Source organism: Pseudoalteromonas sp. TB41, from assembly GCF_000497975.1.
In the GTDB taxonomy this organism is placed as follows: domain Bacteria; phylum Pseudomonadota; class Gammaproteobacteria; order Enterobacterales; family Alteromonadaceae; genus Pseudoalteromonas; species Pseudoalteromonas tetraodonis.
Genome location: NZ_AUTH01000087.1, coordinates 164,107 through 190,785 on the forward strand (window position 1 = coordinate 164,107; position 26,679 = coordinate 190,785).

The window sequence follows — 26,679 nt, forward strand, 5'->3', positions numbered from 1 at the left end:
TTGGCTAAAATTTATGGGCTTGCTCATCTTGCAAATATTCAGATGACAGGCCTTGCTTTGAAGTCGCTACACTGATAGCCAAGTTATGTAACGTCAGCGCCCTTACCTTTTGCGCCGTATCCAATAGATATGGAGGAAATAGGATGTCATCCTGCCCATCTACAATCGGAGGTGGCACAATGGTACGAAGCTGACTACGGGTCAGTTTTTCCCAATTGCACCAAGGCGGAACATCACCGACTTTTTCCCAATTGACATGGCGCTGGTACAGATCCACATTGAAACCAGCCTGTTGAGGCTGATATTGTCGTGATGCGATGCGGCTTAATAGCAATGCCCGCAACCCTTTTTTGATCCAAGTAGCGTCACCCTTAATGCCAGGCAAGGAAGTTTTACCGATATTTTCGGCCACTATTTCTACCACTTCGTCTATAGATTTAGATTCCAGACTTACCCAGTTCAAACTAGGCAGCGACAGGTTAAAGCGAGAGCGCAAATAGCCTGCCAAGAACTGATATCGACAGCGCTCGTCACTATCAAAACCCACTATATGCTCACCAAACAGCGCAAGACCTGCGACCTCTTTTCCTTGGCTCTCAAGTTGATATGCCGTTTCAAACGCCAAAGGACCACCGGAGCAGTAGCCCATTAAATAATAAGGACCACTGGGCTGCTGAGCTTGAATGATATTACTGTGGTAATAAGCCAACTCGCTGAGACTGCGATAATTAAACTGCCTGTGCAGTACTGGATCTTCCAGTCCAATAAACGCAGCCATATCCGAAAGCTCATTAGCCAGTCCCTTGTAAAAGCTGACACCACCGCCTGCCGTGTGCAGACAGAACACTTTGTGTTCTGACTGACTTTGGTTTAACTGAATAACGGTCTGTGAAGACTCCCCCGAACTACCGTATTTCACAGAGCCTCCTCAAGTGCCTGTGCGATAGCCGCAATGGTCTGATGTTTCCAGATAAGAGCAACATGTAAGTCCAGTCCTTCTGCCTGACAGGTTTCGGCTACTTGTAAAGCCAGCAACGAGTTGCCACCCAAATCAAAGAAGTTACTGTGTACCGACTCCACTGGCTGTGGCAGCACCGCTCCCCAAATAGCCGCCAATGTGTTTTGAATTGTGCTCTGAGGCATGACATTTTCCTCTGCAGCAGGTGAGTCAACGGCTGAGTTCTCAGCTGCTAGTCTCTTCTCTTGCTCGCATACCTCATCAAACAGTGTCACTTCCTCGTCATTTAGGATTGCAATCTGACTCAGCGTTTTCACTTCCATCAGCTGCTCAAGTACTGCTTTTAAATGATTCAGCATCATGCCAACACTACTGTTGGCAAAACGTTCCACGTTATAGCCACAGTTAATTACTAGAGAGTTTTTCAAGGTGACAATAAAGGTCAATCCATAATTGGTTTGCTCGTCGGACTCCAATCCCTCTACTGTTATAGGCAACTGCTCTGCATTGACAGCTTCTTGAGCCTCAATGGGGTAGTTCTCAAACGCCAGCAAGCAGTCAAATAAAGATTGGTGACCTTTTAGCGCAGTTTGCTTATGGATGTCCGTCAGTCCCAAATAACCAAAGTGGTTGCTATCATTAAATTGTGTCTGCAACTGTTGGGCAGCTTCCATCACCGACCATTGCTGATCAGGGTTAATACGCACCGGTACAGTGTTGATAAACATGCCTACCATAGACTCGATATCAGATACCTGTGCCGGACGACCAGAAATAGTGGCCCCAAATACAACATCCTTAGTACCGCTGTAAGCTTGCAATACCAGTCCCAACCCCAGTTGCAGCAAGGTATTAACTGTTGTACTTCGGCTTCTAGCAAACTGCTCAAGTTGTGCCGTAAATGACTCGCCTACATCTAGAGTTTGCTTGCGATAACCCTGCTCTTCGCTGACTTTAATTTTGTCCAACAACAAGGGGGTCGGCTGCTCAAAGCCGTTGAGATAATCACGCCAATAGTTAACACCCTGCTGCTGATCTTGTGAGGTCAACCATTGGATGTACTTTTGATAAGGTACCGTATTCGCGTCGGGAACAGACTGTCCTTGAAGTAGAGCCTGATAAGTGTTCATCACCTCTTTGTACACCAACGGTGTACTCCAACCATCCATGATTGTATGGTGGAAGCTCCAAAGCAGCTGAAAGCGTCGTGGCGCTAATTCAAACACAGCCAGACGCATCAGAGGCGCGTTGGCTAAATCAAAACCTTTCGCTTTGTCCTGACGCTGATAAGTAGTAAAACGCGTATGCTTTTCCTGTACAGCTAGGTCGGACCATACTTCCTGATGCCAGTCTAGTTTGACTTCTTTGCTCACTAACTGATGAAGACTTTCACCACTGCCGACAAAGGCCGTGCGGAAAATATCGTATTTTGCCAGAGCGCTTTCCCAAGACTTGCGGAATAAGTCGGTTTTCAGTTCACCATTAAATACCAAAGTGACCTGAGAAACGTAAGCCGAATATTCCAACGCACTGTGGAATATCATGCCCTTTTGCATCGGAGTAGCTGGGTATAAATTCTCAATAGCATACTGCGTTTGCAGTTTATCAATCTGTGCCTGAGACAATGTCGCTAATGGGAAGTCACTGCAGGTCAGTACAGTCTTGTGGATGCTTTGGCAATGGCTCACAATTTCCCGAAGCGCATCACTTAACAAGTCAGACAAAGCATTGATAGACTTGTGGCTAAACTGCTGAGAACTAAAGTCAATAATAAATTCAAGCTCACCACCAGCCACCATACCCGTGAGACCCAAACAATGGGCTCGCATACGGTTCGGATCAATAGCATCTCCTGTGTGCTCAGGTGCAACAACAAAGGCGCTCTCAGTATTGACTGATTGATCAAACTGACCAAGGTAATTAAAGGAAATATCCGCATGTTTGAGTGGGGTTAACTGGCGCTGCTCTGAGAGTTCGCATAGCACGCCATAACCAATACCATTGTTAGGAATAGCACGGTATTTGTCTTTTATGGCTTTGATAACACCACTGGTGGTTTCATCTTCGCAATGTAACACCAAAGGATAAGCACTAGTAAACCAGCCCATTGTTTGAGAAGTATCAATATCATCAAATATATCTTCTCGACCATGACCTTCAAGCGTTAACATGAAGACACTTTGTTGCTGCCAGTTACGTAACGCTAGGTACACAGCTGAAAGCAACAACTCATTAATTTTAGTGCCATAAGCGTTAGAACATTGCTTTAGCAGCCCTTCAGTAAGTGCCGCATCCAGCCTTAAGCTAGTCCGTTGAGTGGTGGCATGAGTTGCTTTTTCGTCACTGTCGATATCAAAAGGTAATGTAGGTACATTCTGGCTCTGTTGAGACAGCCAATAATCCAATTCTTTATCAAATACCTCTTCACTGGCTGCCTGATACAGAGCGTCACTCCACTGCTGAAAAGACGCAGTTTTTGATGATAATGCAATCGCTTTGTTCTGTTGTAGCTGCCCGTACGCAAATTCTATGTCTTCTAGCAAGATACGCCACGAAACTCCGTCTACTATCAGGTGATGCGCTACCAAGAACAGTCTGCCTTGTCGCTGTGCCCCGCCATCAAGATAAACGAGTTTAAACAGGGGGCCATCGACAATATTCAGGCTGCGCTGATAAAACTGACAGCGAGCAGTAATGTGCTCAGACCACTGAGCTTCATCGTCAGGTAAAGCTTCTATGACGATACTTTGCTGTAACATGCTGTCAGAATACGGGGTGTAACTGGCTTGCCAGTTTTCGCCACTTTTGACAAAGCGCAACCTCAGAACATCGTGTCGTTGATAAACCGCTTCACATAGCTGACGTAGTTTCTCAGCATTAAAACCCTGTGGAGTAGTTAGCAGTAGCCACTGATTGAAGTGGTTAGCCGCATCAGCATCATCATTAAAGAACTGCTTTTGAATAGGTAATAATTGCAATGTACCTGTGGCTTGTTGATCTTGATCCAGCTTCGATTTAGCGCCTGACTGAGCCGTTGCAGTTTTAGCAACTTTTGCCAGTTCAGCAATGGTCTGTTTATCGAATAACTGTCGGGTGGTGATTTCAATTCCGGCCTTTTTCGCTCGGGCTACGGCCTGGATAGACAAGATAGAGTCACCACCTCTGGCAAAAAAGTTATCGTGAATACTCAGGTTATCCACCTTTAAAAGGTTTTGCCAGATATCGCATAAAGTGCTTTCCAGCGGTGTTCTAGGAGCCGTATTGTCATCCTCGTGTGTCACACCGTTGTACTTACTAGCTAGGAGATTTTTATCTATTTTGCCATTTTGGGTTAATGGATATTGATTTAGCAGTACAATGCTTTTAGGTACCATATATTCAGGCAGCTGCTCTTCAAGGTTATCTTGTAATGCAGCACAAAGCGTATTAACTGAACGCCATTTTTCTTCGTTTCTTACGATAGTGGGTGTATGGTCTCGTCCGCAACTGCGAATCGCAAAAATGTTATACAGACCGGTATCTTTGAGTTCCTGTTCTTCGTCAACATACACGTCAAAGCCCTGTTTGCTAAGCATTTCAGAGATAATGCCTAGGGCACCATCTTCATCGTGGATTTCAATCACTACTTGTTTGATCTTAGGCCAGTCTGACTCTTCAATGCCCCGTAGCACATCCAGTTCACTGCGCTCCACATCAATTTTCAACAGGTCTATGTGCGATATACCATAGTTTCTAATTTGCTCAGAAACCGTCGATAGCTCAACCTGTACTTTGCGTTTTTCCAACCGTTCCTGAACAAAGTCTTCCACTTGATGCTCAGCAATCCCCTTCTCTTTATTGGTATTGAGCATATATTGCTTAACTACCTGCAAAGGTGCAGCTTCGTCTTTAGAAATACCCGACAACGCCGTGTTATATGGGTAATAATCAAACTCGGTGAATTTGGGCTGATCAGACAAACCTAAGCAATGGATGTGATTGCGACCATTACCGTAAATCTCAACATTGGCTTCCAGACGGCGATAGGTGTCAGGAATAGGCTCAAAACTGTATACCTCTAGTGTCTCAAAACGGGTTGTAAGCGATGTGCCAAACACACCAATATTGGCACCTACATCAAAAATTACTTGGCCTTCTTCGATTTTAACACCATGGCGTTCATACACATTTGCAACAAAAATCTCGTCATAAATGCTCAAAGTTTCACTCTTGTTCACTCCACAAATAGCCATACCGTTTGGCACCTCAATGAGATCCTCCGGCTTAATACGCTCAGCTTCAAGCATGCTAAGAATTCGGCTCGCAGCTGGGGCAGTTTGCGTGTCAACGAGACAATAAGCCGCTAAATCGTTGCGCTTGCTGCCCTGCTCATCAAGGGGTTGCATGACCATGGCTTCACGTACGCCATCATTATTGGTAAGTGCGTTTTCGATTTCTCCCGGCTCCACGCGGTAGCCGCGGATCTTCAACTGGTCATCAACTCGTTTGATAAACTCTAAATTACCCTCGTTCGTCCAGCGCACTAGATCACCAGTTTGGTAATAGCGCTGGCCATCTTGTAGAGTGATAAATTTTTCACCTGTAAGCGCTGCACGGTTCAAGTAGCCTCTAGCGACACTTGGCCCGCCAATGAAAAGCTCACCCACAACACCAATGGGTTGCTGTTCACCATCTTGATCTAATACTCTAAGTTGAGTCGCACCAAGCGCCCGACCAATATGCGGTTGCGCTTGTGTGATCCTAGTCCAAGTGGCATTAACACAGCATTCTGTAGGCCCATAAACATTGAAAGCTCTTCGCTCAAAGCGTGCCTGCCAAGATACCAACTTATTCCACAGTGATTCAGAGATAGGTTCACCACCAATTACTAGATCTGGTAGTTGGGCCTCCAAACCCAGTTCAAACCAAGCCTCGACCATACTCGCAGTACAATCCAGTAAATCCACCTTGTGTTGCTCTAAAAACGCGGCCATCTCTTGTGCATCTAGCTTGTGGGGTGAGGTATAGATGCTCAAAGTGCCACCATAAGCGATTCGGCTGATAGCTTGTAATGATGCGTCAAATACATAAGATGCTATCCAGCCCCAGTTTTTCGGGCGGCCTAACAAAGACTCCATATTGGCAGCAAGGTGCGCGAGATTGCGGTGCTCTATGCAGACACCTTTGGCTTTACCAGTTGAGCCAGAGGTGTAAATCACATAAGCCAGATCTTCCGGTTTAACCTTCACTTCGGGCGCAGTATCTGCATACCCATTCAAGGCATGAGTATCATCAATTTCGATTCGGATAACACTGCTTTGCTCCACATCATCGAATTTATGCACCAAGCTAGATTGGGTCAACAACAGCTGGCAACCACTGTCTTTTAGTTGATGTTGCAATCTAGAAGTTGGATGTTCTGGAGCCAGCGGTAAGTAAGCTGCACCGGCTTTCCATGTTGCTAAGATAGCTACTAAGCATTCCGTGCTGCGCTCAATGCAAATAGCCACCGGCACGGAGTTCTGTATCCCATGAGCTAACAAAGCGTGGGCTAGCTGATTAGACTTAGCATCCAACTGCGCGTAAGTCAGCTCTTCGCTGTTATCAGCAACTGCAATCTGCTCAGGGTTAGCTGCGGCGAAGCGAGCAAAAAGTTCGGGGACAATATCCGCATAAGTGCCTGAAGGCGCTTTATCTTCCGCCATAAACGACTGCAATTGCTGCTGTTCACTCTCATTAATAAGAGGTAGCGCTGCCAAACTAGGCTGAGTATTATCGAGGATACCTTCTAGCAGAGTTTCATAAGCCCTTGCCAAACGCTCAATGCTTTGAGCAGAGAAAAGCTTAGTAACATAACGCCAATCACACTTAATGCCGTTTGCTGATTCTGTGGCCGTAAGTTGTAAATCAAAGCGAATTACCTTTTCATTGTCTTCCACAGCTTCCAGTTGCAAGCCTGGCAATTCCATGTGTGCCGCTTCGTTGTTTTGGAAAGTGAAAATAATCTGGAATAGGGGACTGTAAGCTAAGTTACGTTCAGGTTTTAGGCGCTCTACAAGCTGGTCAAACTGAATGTCTTGGTTATCCATGCATTGCATTGATAACTCATTGACGGATTTAAGAAACTCGTTGAAGGGCTTGTTGAGCTCCACATTGTGGCGAAACACGAGAGTATTAATAAAACAGCCTATCAGCTCTTCAATTTGCCCATTCGTTCTGCCAGCTAAAGGACCTGCAATCACGATGTCTTGCTCATTACTCCAACGAGCCAATAGTACGGCTAAAGCACAGCGCATCAATACGTACAAAGTGGTGCCTGACTCAATGGCTAAGGCATTCAAACGAGACGCCAGCTCTGGAGACAACACCTGAATATGAGAATCACCTTCAAAACTTTGTTGGGGAGGTCTTGGAAAGTCTAACGGCAAATTATGCAGCTCAGGAAGTGCTTTTAGTTGTTCTTGCCAAAAAGCAAATTGTGCATCAATCTTATCGCCGTCTAGACGCGATCTCTGCCAATTTGCAAAATCAGCATACTGCACATCTAATGGGGGTAAACCACTGTCAGTAGCTTGCAAACGAGCGCGGTAAAGCGCGCCAAAATCACGAGCGAGCAAGCCCATTGACCAGCCATCTGCTGCGATATGATGCAGCGTAAATAACAGGTTAAACTGATCGTCTGCTAGTTTAACCAGTGCCACTCTGAGCATCAGATCTTTGTTCAGATCAAAAGGACTATCAGCTTCGGCTTTAGCCAGCGCTTTAAACTGAGCGTGCTGCTCAACACCATTCGTGTTGCTCAGATCGTGTTGCTTAATTAGCACTGGGCGAGCTGGGTTGATATATTGCACGGGACCCTGCTCTGTTTTGCTGTAGGTCGTACGTAAAATCTCATGACGAACCACCAAATCATTCATGGCCGCCTGAAATGCATCAAGGTCTAAATCCCCTGTGAGTTTAAGGGCCATGGGGATATTATATTGAGTGCTATTTTCCTCCAACTGGTCGATAAACCACATACGCTGCTGGGCAAACGACAATGGCAGTCCTTGAACGCGATCCGCCACCAAGTTAATGGTGTCTTCGCCTGAATTACTAGATACACTTTCCAGCTCTTGCAATAAGCTGATCAACTCATCTTTTGACGCAACGATTTTGGCTCGAAGCTCGCTGGTTAAAGCGCCCTTGTTCGCTCTTACTTTAAGTTTGTTATTACTCAGATATAGGTGGACACCCATGTTGCGGGCTTCCTTCAGTAGATCCACTGACATGCTCAAAATTCCTCTTCAATTAGCTCATCTTCAGCCGATGGGTTGAGTTCAAAATTGGGATTAATCAAATGATGGGCGTCAACAAGTTCAGCCTGTGATTTGACAGTATTGCGGGAAAATAGCGACTTAAGCGTGATGTCCAACCCAAATTCGCGCTTGATTTCTATATACAGTCGGGTAAGCCGTAGTGAATTACCTCCGACAGTGAAAAAGTTGATGTTAGTGCCAAGCACCTCTTTACCCAGCACTTTGCTCCACATAGCCAAAATCCGGTTTTCGGTTTCTGTGGTGGGCGCCTCAAGGTGTTCTGTCTCATCCACGTTATCCAACATCTCTAACAGCACAGACTTGTCTACCTTGCCATTGGCCGTGAGGGGGAATTGAGACAAAACAATAATATGATTCGGCAACATATAGGCTGGTAGTTGCTCTGACACAAACTCGCGAACCATGCTTTCTAAGTCTTCATTGGACCCTTTGTGCATGCCCGTTGCGGTGATAAATGCAGCCAGAATAGGATTATCGCCATTATCGACCACCATGGCTTGTGCCTCAGCCACTAACGGAGAAGCCACAAACGCATGCTGAATTTCTCCTAATTCAATACGAAAACCACGGAGTTTGACCATGTGATCGATTCTGCCCACATACTGTAGATTGCCATCCGGTAAGTACTTAACTAGATCGCCAGTTTTATAGAGCACGTTTTCCCGTTGGAGATCCCAAGGACTGTAAACAAATTGCTCGCGAGTCAACGATTCCTGATTTAAATAGCCTGCCGAAACACCTGCACCACCCAAATAAAGTTCGCCCACAGAGCCTTTTGGTAATAACTGGCCTTCGGAAGAAAGAACCAAAGCCTGAGTATGATCTATAGGCTTACCTATACTGGGAGCATCAAATAGGGGCTGAGTAAAGCACACGCCAGTTGAATAGGTCGTGTCTTCCGATGGGCCGTAAAGGTTATAGACTTTGTGGCAGTGGGGTAAAGCCAACAGCTGATTGACAAGCGGTCCATCTAGCGGTTCCCCAGCAAGATTTACAGTAGATACCGAGTCAGGAATTGCCTGGCTATTCAACAGCAATCTAACTGCCGAGGGCACAGTATTAATAAAGGTGATACCTTTAAGACTGTCATGCTGGGCATCTGCTACTAGCGTTAAGGCGCTTTCCACCACGACACATTGGTAACCAAAACACAGAGGTGCAAACATCTCAAATACGGATAAGTCGAAATTACACGAGGTGGATGCTAAGGTCTTTTTGAGTTCTTGAGCTAAATACGTGCGTTCAGCCCAGCGTAGCATGGCAACAGCGTTGCGGTGACGAATTTTAACACCTTTAGGCTTACCCGTTGAGCCAGACGTATAAATAACGTATGCCAAATTATCAGGGTGAATGGCAGCTCTAGTTATCTGCCACTTCAGTTCTGACGAACTGTGGTCACGGCTAACAGTATCTAACAGCAACTGTTCTACACTACTGAACAGACCGCTTTGAGTGTCTTGATTGAGACGCTCAACTGTATCTGTATTGTTTACTACGACACGAATATCACTGTCTTCTGTGATAGCTTGCAGTCTTGCTTTTGGATAAGTGGGATCCATAGGTACATAGGCAGCACCACATTTTAAAATACCCAAAATAGCAGCCACAATACTCACATCGCGACGACAACATAAACCCACAAGATCACCGGCTTTTACGCCTTTTTGCTCAAGCGCTACTGCGACGTTGTTGGCAAAAGTATTGAGTTCTGCATAACTAAACTCCTGATGCAAATCACTCGCTGCTGGTTTGTTGGGATTCAAAGTAACCTGCTGCTCAAAAAGCTCATGCAAACAAAGGTTATTTTCCGCAGGCTGAGGTGGTGTTAATAGCTCGTCCTGATAGTACTTTGGTAACAACGGCAAGCTAAACACTGAGGCCTCAGGGTTAGACACTAGCTGCTGTAAAAACAACTCAAAACTCTTAGACATCAGTTCGATAGTGTCAGCATGGAAAAGGCTCGTAGCATATCCCCAGTTAAGTACTAGACCATCAGCCAACTGCGCTGCGGTTAGCTCAAGATCAAAACGCACAATATGATTGTGCTCTGCCACACCAAATACTTCCAAGTCAGCCATGCTCAGGCTGGCTTGTTGATCATCTTGTAAAGAGAACAAAATCTGGAACAGAGGGCTATGACTGGTACTTCGAGCTGGCTGCAATTCATCCACAAGCATTTCAAAAGGGACATCCTGATTTGCATAAGCTTGTAGAGCGTAACGCTTGTTTTGCTCTAATAACTGCAAAAAGCTCATTTCCTGATCAAGACGAGTTCTAAATACTAGAGTATTAACAAAAAAGCCGATTAGAGATTCAACATCTGGTGAGTTGCGCCCTGCGATGGGACTACCAACTGCGATATCTTTGACATTGCTCCAACGACACAAAAATAGAGAAAATGCAGCCTGGAGGCACATAAATAAAGTGCTACCTTGGCTATTCGCCAACTGTGTCAAAGATTCCAACAAGGACTGGGAAAGAAGCTGTTTACGGCTCGCACCATTGAACTTCTGGATTTCAGGGCGCACTTTATCAAGTGGCAGGCTGTGTACTGGCGGCAAACCATCCAAAGTACCTTTCCAAAATGCTAGTTGCTCACCAAGATAATTCTCGTTGCAATGTTGACGCTGCCAGTGGGCATAATCAGCATACTGTGCTGACAATGGCGGTAGTGCAGATAAGGCATCTGCATTTTTGTCGGCGGTAAAGCTGTCGTAAAGACTAGCAAACTCTTGGGCCAAGGTGTTCATTGACCAACCATCAGCTGCGATATGATGTAAAGTGAATAGCAACACATGGTGATCTTCTGCCACAGCTATCAAACAAGCTCGCAGTAGCACGTCTTCATGCAGTTTAAACACCCTTCCAGCCTCAGCAGCTACTAATTCAGCTATGAGCTCCAAGCGCTGCGCGATGGGAGCCTCAGTGATGCTCTCTAGGCGCAATGGCACTTTCTTCAAAGGTTGGATGCTCTGATAAGGAGTACCATTTTCTTCATGATAGGTACTGCGTAAAATGGTATGGCGCTCTACCACCGCATTCAATGCTAGTTGTAGCGCCTGAACATCGAGCTGTCCCTTTAGTTCAAAGGCCACAGGCATATTGTATTGTGGAGAGCCCCCTTCCATCATATCAATCAGCCAAAGGCGCTGCTGTTGATGCGATAAGAATACAGGTACTGTCTTGTCAGTCTGCTCAATGCTTTGCTGCACCCTAGAGCCCTGTGAATCTACAAAATCAGCTAACTGCTTTATGTTTCTATGGGCGAAAAGATCCCGCACATTGATGTCAATATTGAACGAACGAGAAATTTTTCCCATTAGCTTCATCGCCATCAATGAATGACCACCGAGTGCAAAAAAGTCTTCATTGATACCAAAGCGGTTTTGCGAGCTCAACACCTCTTGCCAAAGTTGATAAAGACGTATTTCAGTGTCTGATTTTGGAGGCTGATAGTTCGTTTCCCCAGAGTCTCTGGCTTGAGCAATTAAGGCCTTTTGATCCAATTTACCATTTGATAAAGTGGGAAATCTCTCCAAACGAACCACTTTTTGCGGTTGCATATACTCAGGTAGATGTGCCGCTAAGGTAGTCTGAATTTCTCGATTAGAAGCAGATTTTTGATCAAGTACAAACAGATAAATACTTTTGTATTCATTGTCATAAACACTCTGGACCTGCTCGGCCAACGACCGGTTGCGCAGTAGCTCAGTGATCTCGCTCAGTTCAATACGCAGACCATTGAGTTTTATTTGATTATCATTACGAGTTAAAAAGAACAAATTCCCATCGGGAAGCACTCGTACTTGATCACCGCTGCGGTAATAAAGGCCATCTTCTTCGTCATACCATGTGGCGTCACGAGTCATTTGCTCCTGCCCAAGATAACCACTGAAAACCCCAGCGCCACCAATCCATAACTCACCGTCTTCGCCAGGCGTAGCTATACTTCCATCTGCTTTTACCACCCGACAGCGGTTATTGTCGATAGGCATACCAATAGGCACAGCATTGGTATTAAGTGCAGCATCAAAGCGCCAAAAAGTAGAATCAATACAGCATTCTGAAGGACCATAGAGATTGATGACTTCGCAATCAAACTGTTTCAGCGCCGCTTGAGCTGTAGCGTTAGTAAGCTGTTCACCTCCGCAAAACAAATAACTCAGAGTCGGAAATTGCTCCAAGTCAGGCTCATCCAGCAAAACCTCTAGCATAGAGGGCACTATCTGCATGACGTTGATACTATGTTCGATTAACGTATGCTGTAGTGCAACAGCATTTAGAGTCAAAGCCTTTTCAGCGATGATCATATCGCCGCCACACAACATAGGTGCCCAAAACTCCCATACGGACGCATCAAAGCCCGCAGAAGTGCGCTGTAAGAATCGATGAGAGTCTTTAAAATCAAACTCTTGTAACATCCACTGCATGTGATTATTCAAGGCTCTATGGCTAATAGCTACGCCTTTAGGTTTGCCAGTAGACCCCGAAGTAAACAGCAAATAAGCCAAATCTTCCGGTTGACGGGTAATATTGAGGGCGGTTTGAGCCTGTTGTTCTAAGTCAATATCACACCAGCGAACTTGACGACAACCTTCAAGTTCAAGCGCATGCTGACTGAGAATGAGTGCAGGTTTAGCCTCTTCGACTATGTCCTGTACACGCGCTTGGGGCAGCTCTTCGTCAAGGGGTAAATACGCTGCGCCAGCTTTACCACAAGCGAGCAACGCGATAACAAATTCCACAGAACGAAGCATATTAATGGCGATCAGATCGCCTTTTTCTATGCCCTGCTCTATTAACCAATGAGCCAACTGGTTTGCTCGTTTATTTATTTGCGAGAAGCTTTCACTGTGTAAAGGTTCCTTAGCGAGAGCTAACTTAACACTCGTCACTTTCCCCGAGTGACTATCAGCAATACTTTCAAACCAACTGACAACATCATTTGTCGCGTAGTTGGCTTCAGGTCCGTTTAATTGAAAGAACGAAGAGGGAGTGTTCTGCTGTGCATTTGTGATACATCGACTAATTTGGCGTTCAATCTTACTAAAAAGAGTGTGGAGGGCTTGCTCGTTGATATAGCTAGTATCGAAGTTGGCTTGGATAGTCGCTTTTTGTTCGCCTTCAACGAAACAGAAATCAACCTTTGTAGGCTCTGCAGCATAATGAATTTCATCCAGTTGCACATCTGCTGAGTCCTGCCACTCAAGATGAGAGAAAGCAAACGGAAAATATTGGTGCTCCAGTTCATCAGGTTTGATGTAGCACTCTAGGTAGTCTTGAGATAACGCTCTGGCAGCCATTTCAGCGCCAGCATCCACATGGATATCTTGCACTGTCTGATAGTGCATCGGTACACTCCGACTTAATGGCCCCATAGCACTGAACAATGCTTCATCAATCCGGCTGTCCAACAAGCGGGTCATGATGGCAGATTCTGAGCACTGCTGAATAACCTGGCGTAGCACACTTGCAATCACATCAGATAAAACGACCCCCAAATGTTGAGCAAGATCTTTGAGAGGGTGTAGAGATTCACAGAGGTCTAATTCTTTGGTTTTCCATCCAGCCGTGCCAGTATCAAGATAGTTACGTAAATGAAACTTATCTGCTCCAGTGGCATGAAACTGCTCTGTCTGCCAGTATTGACGAGCTTCTTCTAACTCATCATTAATAAGAAAATCACTGAGCCAATAAGCGATATCCGAATACTGTACTTCTTCATCACTGAGCTGCTGTAGTACAGCTTGGCGACCATTTTGCGTAGCTAAGAGCAACATTTGCATCAGTTGCTTTAGAGTAAATAAGTCAGCGTTCATCGTGGGCAGCATAATACTCACCCAATGAGTGTCTCCATCCAGTTCGACCACATCAATCGCCAACCATGACGTTGCTAAATCACGCTCACATCGGCTATCGAAAAGACCTTGTTTAAATGCATCGAGATCCAAGGTTACACCTGAAGTTTGCGGGTGATATTGATACTCAACCGACATGTTCGAGTTTATACACTGCTCTACAATACCTTGAGAATTAGTGTAATAGCCTGTACGGAAAATCTCATAAGTGGCGAGCAGTTCATTAAATAAAGGTTCGATTTCTGCAAATTTCTTAGGTGACGCGACTGCGTTTTTAGAAGAAATCAATACTGAAATAGCCGCGACCTTGAATCGTGACGGTGCAGAACGTTGGTGCTCGTGCCAATTGGCCACCTGTATGGGTGAAGTTAATACCTGGGTGGTGTCACTCATCTATCTCTCCAGCTGCGGTGGGTTGTCATGTAAGATTGATGAAGTTTGCAATACCGCAATTGCGTCCGAGATTTTCACCAATCGTTTGTCGTTTATTTCGATGACGCTACATTGGCTGGATTTTTTTAGAAAAGCAGCCCCTTCACGCCTTGGATAACCCTTGGTTAATCCTTGAATTACTCAGAATATCTGAATACTGCATAAATAAAGGGCTGTAGAGGATGCTCAGGTTTTACAAGAAGGACGCTCAGGACCCTTTAGACTGGTAAAAAACTGGAAATTATAACTATGATTTCACTCTGCCATTTTTGAGTATCTCGACAGGAAGCAAATCTTTTATGGCAAATGAAAACATTGGAGACGGGTCAAATGATGTATGTAACAACAAATATAGTGAATGACATTATGAGGATTAATGGTCAAAAAATACATGTTGAGATTGTTTAAATTTAGCTCAACTGGGTTGAATAATTGTACTGCCAGATCTTAACAATTCGCTCGACCTTGAAAGCTAGAAGTAATACTCGCCTAATTTTCATAAGGAAGTAGCCGTATGAATAAAGAAACGAGAAAACGAAAAGCGTTAAAATACAGTGCGTAGAAAAATGGCTAACTAAAGAAAAAACATAAAAGGCTTTAGACTAACAGAACTTCTGAACCTAAATATATCGATATGATTTTCATAGGGACATAATCGTAACGCCATGAAAATAAGTAAGTTAAGCATAAAAGAGGATGTAACTAATTTTGTGTAAATGCCTATCATAATTTACTCTATCAAGAGTTTAAGGATTAGGCGATGAACATGAATAAAGAAGAACTCGAAGCGTTTGCTAAGGAAGCGGCTAAAAGCATTAAAACACCAGACGATTTAAATCAATTTAGTCAGATGTTAAAAAAGATAACCGTTGAAGCAGCACTTAATGCAGAAATGGATGAGCATTTAGGCTATCAAAAACACAGTAAATCCACGAGTGCTAATAGCCGCAATGGTAAAACAAGCAAGCGTATCAAAACAGAAGATGGTGAATTTGAGCTTGATACGCCCCGCGACCGTGAAGGCTCTTTTGAGCCGCAGCTTGTTAAAAAGCATCAATCTCGATTTACCTCAATGGATGATAAAATATTATGGTTGTATGCCCAAGGAATGAGCACCCGTGATATCGTAAATGCATTTCATGAGTGGTACGGCGCTGATATTTCTCCTACATTGGTGTCACGTGTAACCAGTGCTGTGATGGAGCAGGTTACAGAATGGCAATCTCGACCACTGGATGCTATTTACCCTATTGTTTATTTGGATTGCCTAGTTGTAAAAATACGCCAAGATAAGCGTGTTATCAAAAAGTCTATCTACCTTGCCTTAGGTATTAATATTGACGGCCATAAAGAACTGCTTGGCATGTGGATTTCTGAAAATGAAGACGCTAAGTTTTGGCTAGGTGTACTCACTGAATTAAGTCAACGGGGCGTTGAAGATATCTTAATAGCGTGCGTAGACGGCCTAAAGGGATTTCCTGATGCAATTAATACTGCTTACCCTCAAACACATGTTCAGTTGTGTATAGTGCATATGGTTCGCAACTCATTGAAGTATGTTTCATGGAAAGATTATAAAGCCGTCACGGCTGATTTGAAGCTGATTTACCGCTCGTCGACAGAAGAAGAGGCACTGCTAGAATTGGAGCGGTTTGCAGAAAAATGGGACAATCAATATCCGCAAATAGCGAAGTCATGGCGTGCGAATTGGGATAACTTAAATACGTTATTTAATTACCCTGACGCAATACGAAAAGCTATTTATACAACGAATGCTATTGAATCACTCAACAGCGTTATTCGCCGAGCGATTAAAAAGCGTAAAATATTTCCAAATGATAATTCTGCAAGAAAAATGATTTATTTGGCAATAAAAGAGGCATCGAAAAAATGAACGATGCCAATTCGAGACTGGCGTAATGAAATGAGTCGTTTTATCATTGAGTTTGAGGAACGCCTCAATAAACATATTTAAAATGTAAAAACGGGCAGTTACACAGAATCCGTTACAGGCTCTCTGTATGGTATAAAATCTTCCAAATTACCCCATCAATAATTTAGATTATGCTTTATCATCTTTTTCTTTAATTATCTATAAATAATCTGCGAGGCGGAGTATAGCCCCTTCATTTTTCATAGTTTTATAAGTAGTACCTTTATTACCAATCATCAACCTTAGATCTTTATCAATATATTTAGGTGTAAGCTTTACTACCTTTGATTGTTTTACCTGTGGTTTTGGCTGTTCTTTTTCTTGTAAGTTTTTAATATGTGCAATCAAGTCAAATAAGTTGCTATTGGGCAGCTCCTCTAATGCCTGCTCAGCTACTACAGGGGCAATATCATCACCAATTCCCATTTGCCCTAACATATTTGTAAGTTGCTGTAGCTTAGTTAGATCATCATTGTTGTCTTTACTATCTGTAGAACCCTCTGGCTCAATATATGTCTTATCATGCTGAATTAAGCTAGCCTTAGGTATTTCTAAATCTGCATATTTTTGAATTTCGTCTTCAACTCCACTTTGTAAGGCTCTAATCATTGGGCGAATCATACTAAGCTCTTCATCAAAAATGGTTTCAACTAATTGTTCGTTGATTATTTCACGGCCAATAGTTACAGCTCTTGTTTGACATAAGTAAAAAAGGGTTACCGCAACATGAGCAATTCCTTGTGAGTAATCCCAAAAAATATTTTTAATTTCATCAGTTAATGGCTGAGAAGATTTAAACCATTGCAATGACCAAAGCTGAGTAAAAAACCGATCCCAATCACTTCCTTTACCTGTTTTATCGGCTGTATTAAATCGGTTCCAATTAATGCTGCCAAATTGTGATGCACGTCTCGCTGAACGCATACTTGGCGAAAAAACTTCATAGGCTTTCGGTGTACCAACGAACAAAATTGGCAATTTTATTGTATTTGTAAGTTGCACAAAGAAACGAAGAATTTTTTCAGATACACCTGAATTGGAACGCTCAAGATGCTGAATTTCATCAATAACCAATAACCCTATTGAATGTAGTGCAGCAATCCGTGCAAAGTCCCCGAGTAACACCTCTGCATTTGCTCTTGGCTTTACATATTGCTTTTCATATTGACTATTATTATCTAACGCACTATCAAGTGCCCTAAAAAAATTAATACAAAGGCTTTTTATTGATGCGTCATGAGGGCATTCAACCTTTAACCAAACTAATTGCACGTGTTGATATTCTGAGTGCATTATAACTTGAGGGTAGCCAGATAAAATAGCTTCAACCGCTGTGGACTTACCTGCTCCTGAGCAACCAATTACTGAGCTTACTAGAGCCTCATTACCGGCATTTCGGCTCATACTTTGAAAATCTGCGGTATTGTTAAGGGTTTCTTGATAGCTTTTATCTGCAATATTACGACTCAGATACCCCTGTCTAATCATCGATGAAATTGTTTGTTCAAGTTGTAAATGTGCTTTTGTTGGATATAAAAAGCCATCCATTATTCGAAGCATAGCATGCCTGCGAATATACGCAGGTAAAACAACCTCTTCTGGACGCACTTCTGGTATGCGCCGAATCAATTGCGCAGTGTCCTGTGGTGAATTTATTGGCGGCAACGCATTTATTAGTGGGTGACCTTCGTATTCAGTGATTTCAGCATTTATGTATACGGCATTTTCAAAATAAGGCACTTAAATGCACTCCTTAAAAGTCATCAAGATCAGGATAGTCAAAACCAACATCTTCTTCCGTATTTGAGTTTGAATTAATAGGCGTCACAGTTGCTTTATTGTCAGTATTAGACTGCTTTTGTGAATCACGATTTTTTTGACGCTCTAAGTCCTTCTCTTTAGTACGATTTTCACGAATGCCATGCAACCTTTGAGAAGAATTTGATATATCAGCTTTTTGTTGTCGCTCAGCTGCTACTTTAGTGATTTTTTCTAACTCTGCTTGCACATCAGGAGCTTTATAGTCTGCTTTTTGTTTCGTTGCAGCAATTGTTCCTCTAGATTCATTAAGAATACTTACCGCCTCAGTAAAAGTCATATCAAGGTATCTACGGCTTCGAGATTGTAATGAGCACGTCCAATAATTATCGAATTGATTATCTGGCCTAATATAAATAATATTTGTATCAAGCGGGTTATAGGCCACCTCTACGCTTTTGGGTCTTTTAGCTGATTTATTTTTATGAAACCAACCTACACTAACAGCCTCCGCACAAGTGTAATAAAGGCCTTTAAAGCAAATCCCCATAACAGACACAGTCGCATTATCATGAGGTAGCAAGTTAATCGTTATTAATTTTTGGTCAATTTCGCGTAGCAGTCCTGTTCGATTCTTAATCCCCCACAGCCATAATTTAACTGGTATAGGAGCAAGACTTGTGGGCATATCACTTTCAAAATCATAGTCCTTTAATGGAGTGGTAGTATTACGGTTAATTTCTGAGACTATTACCATTTTAGTAAAATCAAATAATGTTAAATTTGCTGACAGCTCATTACGCTTACCCGCTTTCTTTTTTCCATTGAAGGGTTGAACCTTACCCTCTACATAAGGAAGTATATCTACATGCATTGTATCAAATGACTTTTCCACAATTCCTTTATCATTCCCTCTATATGCCCGAGTATTTGATAAAGTAATCCCAAACCGATTAACTAATATATCTCCATGCTTACCAAGCAATTCTCCCCTATCAGCTGTAATAGTTGCTGGAATGCCTATACTCGGCCAGTCAGCATGAGAAATATCTATACCAAACTGCTTGCAATATTCAACTTTGTCACAAAATGTATTAGCTAAAGCTATTGATGCAGTTGCCCAAGATGGGTTTTCAAGACCCACATATAACCCAACTGTCAGGCGGCTAAACACGTCTTTGACTTTATAGATGATTGGTCGGCCTATAATACGATCAGGATCTTGGTTAGATACTAAGTACACATCTGCTATGGTTGCATCAATTTCATAACGAGCTCCGGGACCAAAGTTATTTGTAACGGCGGTACTTCTTAATGGTGCTATATCTTTTTCATACTCAATGCTTGAACTTTTAGCTTTAATTACCTCAGGTTTACTGTAATTTTTCTCAAAAAAATACCTAAACTGAATATCTGTTGGTAATTCACTTTCGCGTATTGTTGGGTATCTGGATTTTATAAAACCAATTGCTTTTGCCCTAGCCTTTGGTAAGTCAACATCTTCTCTTATCAGATAAAACCCTTCTATCGCCAAATTGAATATCTCTGCAATTTCGTCTGTAATAATCATGCCTTGTCCGGGTGAAACAGAGCGCTTTCTTCCTAGTTTTGATTTCGTATTTCTTCGTGCTTTTCTGGGGGCACCACATTTAGAATAGTCAGGAGTTAAAGCATCGGGTGCCATACCTCTCTGCCAGTAACGCCTTAATTGACGAGTAATATAAAGACGAGGCTCACCTGCCATCTCAATAATCGATCTTATGTGGGTATTCCGTAATTTCTTATCAAATAAATCGACGTAATTTTCTAGTAAAGGTGAAATAGTAGTAAAAGCTCGATCTCTAGCTTTCTCTGTTTTTGAGCTTCGTTCAGGAGTTCTTAAAGTAATAGGGTCAGGCTCTTTAACTAAACCTAATGAGTAAAATTCATTTATATCAACTCGATAAGGCCATGCATTAGCGTCGTTAATATCAATAAGCATTAAGTAATCAATATGCTCAAAAACAACTCGTAGCTGAGTTAGTTGCTCTGAATGCGGATCTTTATAAACTTGATTAAGAAACATCTTCGATATCTCCCCTTACCAAAGCAAGATTTCCAATAAGCCTAAGATCTGAGCATATCCATTGCCTAAAGACCTTATTTAAAGGGGCATCTATAATATTAGCTGCAATCGCTCTACGCATAACTCCAATATGAAAGCCGGGCTCGCATGAATAACTATCATCAAGTAATGAACAAGTTGCTGATAAGCTTTTTTTTGATTCTTCTAGGCGTTCAAATACTTGTTGAATATCTGAAGTAGACAAGTCTTTATAAAGTTCATTAGAGTTTTGATTAGCAGCATGTAGCCACTCTAAGTTTTCTTTAATAGCTGGTGTTATTTCTTGCTCAGTAAATAGTTTCCATTCATATCCTTGCTGTTCCCAGAAGCACTTTTCTATTTGCAATTTCTCAACAGTTCTTTGCTCGTCCAAATCATCCGCATATTTTACCGCAATAGCCACCCCTAACTTATTTTTCATTTCTATAACTAGGTCAGTTGTAACTACTTTTAATTTTCCGGATATTTGTGGGTGCTTGATACCTAACCTCTGACAAATACTCAGTGAATCCACAATAGGAATGGGGTATTGCTCTTTTATATCTATCGTTAAATGGTACCGATCAAAAACAAGGAAAGCAGATAACTCTAAGCGGGAGAGTAAATGGTGGGGGCGTGACGAATGTCGGCCAAAAATTCGAAAACTTTCTCCTCTACTACTAATTTCATGGACTTTAATGAAAGGTTCATACTTACTACCAGCTCCCTTACCTCTGGTTTTAAGACGCTTTTCATCTTTTGGGTCTAATGGTCTTTCTGAATCATGCATGCTTTTCTTCCCCTGCTATTATTTTAAGATAGCAGGGGAAGAAAAAAGTTCAAACTTTATTATAAAACATCAAACTATATTATAAAACATCAAACTATATTATGGTCGCACAATAAAAACCTATAACCTTTTGATTTTACTCAACTGTAACCGATTTTGCTAGGTTACGTGGTTGGTCAACGTCTGTGCCTTTAATGACCGCTACATAGTACGACAGTAACTGTAGTGGAATTGTATATACAACAGGGGCAATTACGTCATCTACGTGGTTTACGTTGATTACACGCATTGTGTCGTCTGACTCAAAGTGTGAGTCTTTATCAGCGAATACATAAATGATGCCGCCGCGAGCACGTACTTCTTCTACGTTTGATTTAAGCTTTTCAAGCAATTCATTGTTTGGTGCTACAACAATAATTGGCATGTCGGCATCAATAAGCGCTAATGGGCCGTGTTTAAGCTCACCTGCTGCGTAGGCTTCAGCGTGAATGTATGAAATCTCTTTAAGCTTAAGTGCGCCTTCCATCGCGATTGGGTATTGTGAGCCGCGCCCTAAAAACAGTGAATGGTGTTTATCAGCAAATTCTTCAGCAAGGTCTGCAATGCCATCAGCCAATAGTAGCGTTTCTTCTAATTTAGCTGGTAGCAGTTTAATAGCGTTAACAATCGCGCTTTGATCTAAGCCTTTCTCTTGCGCAATAGACGCAGTAAGCATTAACAAACCAACAAGCTGTGTAGTAAATGCTTTAGTAGAGGCTACACCAATTTCAGCGCCTGCTTTGGTCATAAAGGCAAGGTCTGATTCACGCACAAGCGATGAGCCTGGTACGTTACAAATAGTCATTGACCCCATGTAGCCTTGCTCTTTAGCTAAACGCAGTGCTGCTAAAGTATCAGCCGTTTCGCCTGACTGTGAAATCGTTACTAGTAGGCTGTTTTCGTGTACAAATGACTGACGGTAACGGAACTCAGAGGCAATTTCTACGTTACAGCTAACACCTGCAAATTGCTCAAGCCAGTAACGAGCAACCATACCTGAGTGGTATGACGTTCCACAGGCAATAATTTGTACGTGTTTTACGTCTTTAAATATTTGCTGTGCACTGTCGCCAAAGGCATCAATCGCTACGCGATCGTCGTTTAAACGTCCTTCAAGGGTGTTACGTACTGCAAGTGGCTGCTCATAAATTTCTTTTAGCATGTAGTGACGGTAATCACCTTTACCTGATGCATCTTGTGTGATGTTTGATTCAACAACTTCACGCTCAACAGCGTTGCCATCTGCATCAAAAATCTCTACCGTGTCGCGAGTAATACGCGCTACATCACCTTCTTCTAAGAAGATAAAGCTGCGAGTTACTGGTAATAAGGCAAGTTGATCAGAAGCAATAAAGTTTTCACCAAGGCCTAAACCAATAACTAACGGGCTACCTGAGCGCGCTACAATAATTTCGTTATCATTCGCTTTATCGAACACAACGGTACCAAATGCACCTTCAAACTGTTTAACAGCTGCTTGAACTGACGCTAATAAAGTGGTGTGCTGCTGACGTAACTGATGAATTAAATGCACCATTACTTCAGTGTCGGTGTCTGATAAAAACTCGTAACCGTCGCCTTTAAGTGCTGCACGCAAGCTTGCGTGGTTTTCAATGATACCATTATGTACAAGCGCTAATTGATTGCTTGAAACATGTGGGTGAGCATTGGCTTCAGTTACACCGCCATGAGTTGCCCAACGAGTGTGTGCAATACCTGTGTGACCGCTAACACTTGCTTGTTCAAGTGCTGACTCTAAGTTTACAACCTTACCAACTGCTTTAACTGTATTAAGTGTATTGCCTTCAAGTAAAGCTACACCTGCTGAGTCATAACCACGGTACTCAAGACGCTTAAGGCCTTCAACTAAGATTTTGTTTACTGGACGTTCTGCAACAGCCCCAACGATTCCACACATAGTGTCTCCATTAATTTTTTAATTCTAGCAACTCACGATGTAGTTGCTATTGTATAATCTCTGCGCAAATTAGTTTTACACCACACGCCTCTATGGCTGCGCGTTTATCATGCGCTAAGCCACTGTCGGTTATTAATGTGGTTACTGTTTGCCACGGTAATTCTAAATTTGGTATTTTTCGGCCAATCTTTTCTGACTCAACCAGCACAATAACTTCGCGCGCCGCTTTAGCCATCACTTGGCTTAATCCAACAAGCTCATTAAACGTGGTTGTTCCTCGCGCTACATCAATGCCATCGGCACCTATAAATAGCTGATCAAAATCATATGAGCATAGAACATTTTCAGCTACTTGCCCTTGAAACGATTCTGAATGCGGATCCCACGTGCCACCTGTCATCAAAAGGGTTGGCTCGTTTTCAAGTGCTAATAAACGTGTTGCCACTTTAATTGCGTTAGTCATAACAACTAACCCCTGCTTGGTAGCCAACTCAGGGATCATCGCTGCAGTAGTGCGGCCGCTGTCAATAATAATGCGGTTATGATCTTTTATAAGCGCCGCTGCTGCCTTAGCAATCGCTACTTTGCGCTTAGAATCGATCTCATCGCTTACTATCTCTTTTGGTAGCGCAATAGCACCGCCGTAACGGCGCAGCAACAAGCCACTTTTTTCAAGCGCGGTTAAGTCTTTTCGAATGGTTACTTCTGATGTTTGAAACTGTTCAGCAAGAGTCTCAACAGCCACTTCACCAAGCTCATTTACTTGGCTAAGGATCAGATGACGGCGTTGCTGGGTGTTTCGTTTGGTCATTAAGTAACTGCTATTAAGTTTCGTTTCGAAAGTTAGGGGATTTTAAACGAAACATAATAAATGGCAAGTGAATGCATAAAAATAAAGCAGTTTTATTCAAATTATCATCATGCTTAAAGTAGGTTAAGCTAGGCACCATTATTTAAGTTAAACAAAATTGATATGCAGTCATTTAATAGTATTAGTAAAGAGAATCTAGCGCAGCGTAAAACTGTGCACGAAATTTGCCGCTTATTTAATAAAAGCCCCAGTAAAGGTAATTTAAAGCGAATAAAAGAATTATGCTCACACTGTGGTGATGGAGTAATTATTGAATCGGGCTTTCATTGTGACTATGGTAGTCAAATACAAATAGGTGATCGTACTTTTATAAACATTAACTGCACTGTATTGGATGCCCCCATTAGTGAGGGTGCAATTACCATTGGCAGTGATTGTTTAATTGGCCCTAACGTTCAACTATTGGCCGTTTCGCATGCTGTGAACCCCACAGAGCGGCTCAATAAAGAAAACTTTGGAGTACCGATAATCATTGGCAATAACGTGTGGATTGGCGCGGGAGTTATTGTGTTAGCTGGCGTTACCATTGGCGAAAACGCTGTTGTTGGTGCTGGTTCAGTGGTAACTAAGAGCATTGCATCAAATACTGTGGTTGCCGGCAATCCAGCACGTGAAATAAGAAAGTGCTAAGGATCATCGTTAAGCCTTAGGCTCACATTTACCCTTATACCTCGAACCCGTATTTTCACTTTATTCCAGATGCAAAAAAGCCCGACTATTGCTAGTCGGGCTTTCTCTTATTTGGAGTCGGTGCGCTACGCAGTAGAGTGTCGTGGTGCCCACAGCGGTAGAGAGCCACATAGCAAATGTATAGAGTTGGCATTAGGCGCTTATTATTTTCCTTTTACCTGATGCCTTTTACCTTTCACCTGCGCTTTTACTTTCCTGCAGACGTAAAAAAACCCGCTACATCACTGTAACGGGTTTCTCTTATTTAGAGCCTGGTAGTGTCGTGGTGCCCACAGCGGTAAAGAGCCACATAGCAAATGTATAGAGTCGGCATTAGGCGCTTATTATTTTCCTTTTACCTGATGCCTTTTACCTTTCACCTACGTTTTTACTTTTCTGCAGACAACAAAAAACCCGTCACATCACTGTAACGGGTTTCTCTTATTTGGAGCCTGGTAATGTCCTACTTTCACATAGCAAATGCTACACTATCATCGGCGCTGTTTCGTTTCACTGCTGAGTTCGGCATGGGGTCAGGTGGGTCCAAAACGCTATTGTCACCAAGCAAATTTGGTGCAAAGGATTAATGACAAAGCACGTAGTGCTTATATTTCCTTTGCGCAAGGTGCCTCAATGTTAACGCTACGCGCTAAGAGTCACCTCATAAATTTGGAATTCTGATAATAAAGAGTATCGTAAATCTACTTTAGTCTATTAACTTCTTCGCTTGTTTCACTATCACATAAAACGCGTTTGGCGTTGTATGGTTAAGCCTCACGGGTAATTAGTACAAGTTAGCTTAATGGCTCACACCACTTCCACATCTTGCCTATCAACGTTGTAGTCTTCAACGGCCCTTCAGAGACTTTAAAAGTCTAGTGAGAACTCATCTCGAGGCCTGCTTCGCGCTTAGATGCTTTCAGCGCTTATCAGTTCCGAACGTAGCTACCGGGCAATGCCATTGGCATGACAACCCGAACACCAGCGGTTCGTTCACTCCGGTCCTCTCGTACTAGGAGCAACCCCTCTCAATTCTCAAACGCCCACGGCAGATAGGGACCGAACTGTCTCACGACGTTCTAAACCCAGCTCGCGTACCACTTTAAATGGCGAACAGCCATACCCTTGGGACCGACTTCAGCCCCAGGATGTGATGAGCCGACATCGAGGTGCCAAACACCGCCGTCGATATGAACTCTTGGGCGGTATCAGCCTGTTATCCCCGGAGTACCTTTTATCCGTTGAGCGATGGCCCTTCCATTCAGAACCACCGGATCACTATGACCTACTTTCGTACCTGCTCGACGTGTCTGTCTCGCAGTTAAGCTGGCTTCTACCATTACACTAACCGTACGATGTCCGACCGTACTTAGCCAACCTTCGTGCTCCTCCGTTACTCTTTGGGAGGAGACCGCCCCAGTCAAACTACCCACCAGGCACTGTCCGTAACCCCGATTCAGGGGCCAACGTTAGAACATCAAAACTACAAGGGTGGTATTTCAAGGACGACTCCACAAAAACTAGCGTCTCTGCTTCTAAGTCTCCCACCTATCCTACACATGTAGGTTCAATGTTCAGTGCCAAGCTGTAGTAAAGGTTCACGGGGTCTTTCCGTCTAGCCGCGGGTACACAGCATCTTCACTGCGATTTCAATTTCACTGAGTCTCGGGTGGAGACAGCGTGGCCATGGTTACACCATTCGTGCAGGTCGGAACTTACCCGACAAGGAATTTCGCTACCTTAGGACCGTTATAGTTACGGCCGCCGTTTACCGGGGCTTCGATCAAGAGCTTCTCCGAAGATAACCCCATCAATTAACCTTCCGGCACCGGGCAGGTGTCACACCGTATACGTCATCTTGCGATTTTGCACAGTGCTGTGTTTTTAATAAACAGTCCCAGCCACCTGGTCACTGCGGCTCCAATCAGCTTAGGGAGCAAGTCCCATCACCAATCGGAGCGTACCTTCTCCCGAAGTTACGGTACGATTTTGCCTAGTTCCTTCACCCGAGTTCTCTCAAGCGCCTTAGTATTCTCTACCTGACCACCTGTGTCGGTTTGGGGTACGATTCG

General features: G+C 43.2%; 9 protein-coding genes, 2 rRNA genes and 1 pseudogene. 2 read left to right on the forward strand and 10 right to left on the reverse strand.

Features of this window, described 5'->3' with window-relative positions:
* Positions 1 to 4: 4 nt before the first annotated feature.
* From L641_RS0114815 to L641_RS0114825, 3 genes are read right to left on the reverse strand one after another with little or no spacing between them, the layout of a single operon-like run.
* A complete protein-coding gene (locus L641_RS0114815) occupies positions 5 to 919 on the reverse strand; it encodes a thioesterase domain-containing protein (protein WP_024602310.1) in 915 nt (304 codons plus the stop codon).
* Positions 916 to 8,208, reverse strand: coding sequence for a non-ribosomal peptide synthetase (locus tag L641_RS0114820; protein WP_042849380.1), 7,293 nt, complete (start codon positions 8,206 to 8,208; stop codon positions 916 to 918). Before L641_RS0114820 ends, L641_RS0114815 begins: the two co-directional genes overlap by 4 nt.
* 2 nt (positions 8,209 to 8,210) lie before the next feature.
* Complete coding sequence (locus L641_RS0114825; RefSeq protein WP_024602312.1) at positions 8,211 to 14,507, reverse strand: non-ribosomal peptide synthetase; 6,297 nt, start codon at positions 14,505 to 14,507, stop codon at positions 8,211 to 8,213.
* Between the two features lie 805 nt (positions 14,508 to 15,312).
* On the opposite strand from L641_RS0114825, the pseudogene L641_RS22380 reads away from it, so the two are divergent.
* Positions 15,313 to 16,521: pseudogene (locus tag L641_RS22380) on the forward strand (IS256 family transposase).
* Positions 16,522 to 16,638: 117 nt separating this feature from the next.
* Here L641_RS22380 and L641_RS0114835 read toward each other — a convergent pair.
* From L641_RS0114835 to L641_RS0114855, 5 genes are all read right to left on the reverse strand, one after another.
* The gene (locus tag L641_RS0114835) at positions 16,639 to 18,219 is read right to left on the reverse strand and encodes an ATP-binding protein (protein WP_024602313.1); all 1,581 of its coding nucleotides are present in this window, start codon (positions 18,217 to 18,219) and stop codon (positions 16,639 to 16,641) included.
* Between the two features lie 13 nt (positions 18,220 to 18,232).
* Positions 18,233 to 20,302: a Mu transposase C-terminal domain-containing protein gene (locus tag L641_RS0114840; protein ID WP_029750395.1), complete on the reverse strand. Its 2,070-nt coding sequence runs from the start codon at positions 20,300 to 20,302 to the stop codon at positions 18,233 to 18,235.
* The gene (locus L641_RS0114845; RefSeq protein WP_024602314.1) at positions 20,292 to 21,110 is read right to left on the reverse strand and encodes a heteromeric transposase endonuclease subunit TnsA; all 819 of its coding nucleotides are present in this window, start codon (positions 21,108 to 21,110) and stop codon (positions 20,292 to 20,294) included. Before L641_RS0114845 ends, L641_RS0114840 begins: the two co-directional genes overlap by 11 nt.
* 136 nt (positions 21,111 to 21,246) lie before the next feature.
* The gene (gene glmS / locus L641_RS0114850) at positions 21,247 to 23,067 is read right to left on the reverse strand and encodes a glutamine--fructose-6-phosphate transaminase (isomerizing) (protein WP_024602315.1); all 1,821 of its coding nucleotides are present in this window, start codon (positions 23,065 to 23,067) and stop codon (positions 21,247 to 21,249) included.
* Positions 23,068 to 23,113: 46 nt separating this feature from the next.
* Positions 23,114 to 23,878: a DeoR family transcriptional regulator gene (locus tag L641_RS0114855; RefSeq protein ID WP_024602316.1), complete on the reverse strand. Its 765-nt coding sequence runs from the start codon at positions 23,876 to 23,878 to the stop codon at positions 23,114 to 23,116.
* A 162-nt stretch (positions 23,879 to 24,040) separates the two neighbouring features.
* Here L641_RS0114855 and L641_RS0114860 point away from each other — a divergent pair, with 162 nt between their 5' ends.
* Positions 24,041 to 24,568: a sugar O-acetyltransferase gene (locus L641_RS0114860; protein ID WP_024602317.1), complete on the forward strand. Its 528-nt coding sequence runs from the start codon at positions 24,041 to 24,043 to the stop codon at positions 24,566 to 24,568.
* A 489-nt stretch (positions 24,569 to 25,057) separates the two neighbouring features.
* Here L641_RS0114860 and rrf read toward each other — a convergent pair.
* Together rrf and L641_RS0114870 are read right to left on the reverse strand one after the other, a co-directional pair.
* Positions 25,058 to 25,172, reverse strand: a 5S ribosomal RNA gene (rrf, locus tag L641_RS0114865).
* 198 nt (positions 25,173 to 25,370) lie between these two features.
* Positions 25,371 to 26,679: ribosomal RNA gene (locus L641_RS0114870) — 23S ribosomal RNA — on the reverse strand; the annotation flags it as partial.

Coding starts and splice junctions, on each gene's coding strand:
- L641_RS0114820 (WP_042849380.1), bottom strand. CDS start 8,208: ATGTCAGTGGATCTACTGAAGGAAGCCCGCAACATGGGTGTCCACCTA.
- L641_RS0114855 (WP_024602316.1), bottom strand. CDS start 23,878: ATGACCAAACGAAACACCCAGCAACGCCGTCATCTGATCCTTAGCCAA.
- L641_RS0114825 (WP_024602312.1), bottom strand. CDS start 14,507: ATGAGTGACACCACCCAGGTATTAACTTCACCCATACAGGTGGCCAAT.
- L641_RS0114860 (WP_024602317.1), top strand. CDS start 24,041: ATGCAGTCATTTAATAGTATTAGTAAAGAGAATCTAGCGCAGCGTAAA.
- L641_RS0114840 (WP_029750395.1), bottom strand. CDS start 20,302: ATGTTTCTTAATCAAGTTTATAAAGATCCGCATTCAGAGCAACTAACT.
- L641_RS0114845 (WP_024602314.1), bottom strand. CDS start 21,110: ATGCATGATTCAGAAAGACCATTAGACCCAAAAGATGAAAAGCGTCTT.
- glmS (WP_024602315.1), bottom strand. CDS start 23,067: ATGTGTGGAATCGTTGGGGCTGTTGCAGAACGTCCAGTAAACAAAATC.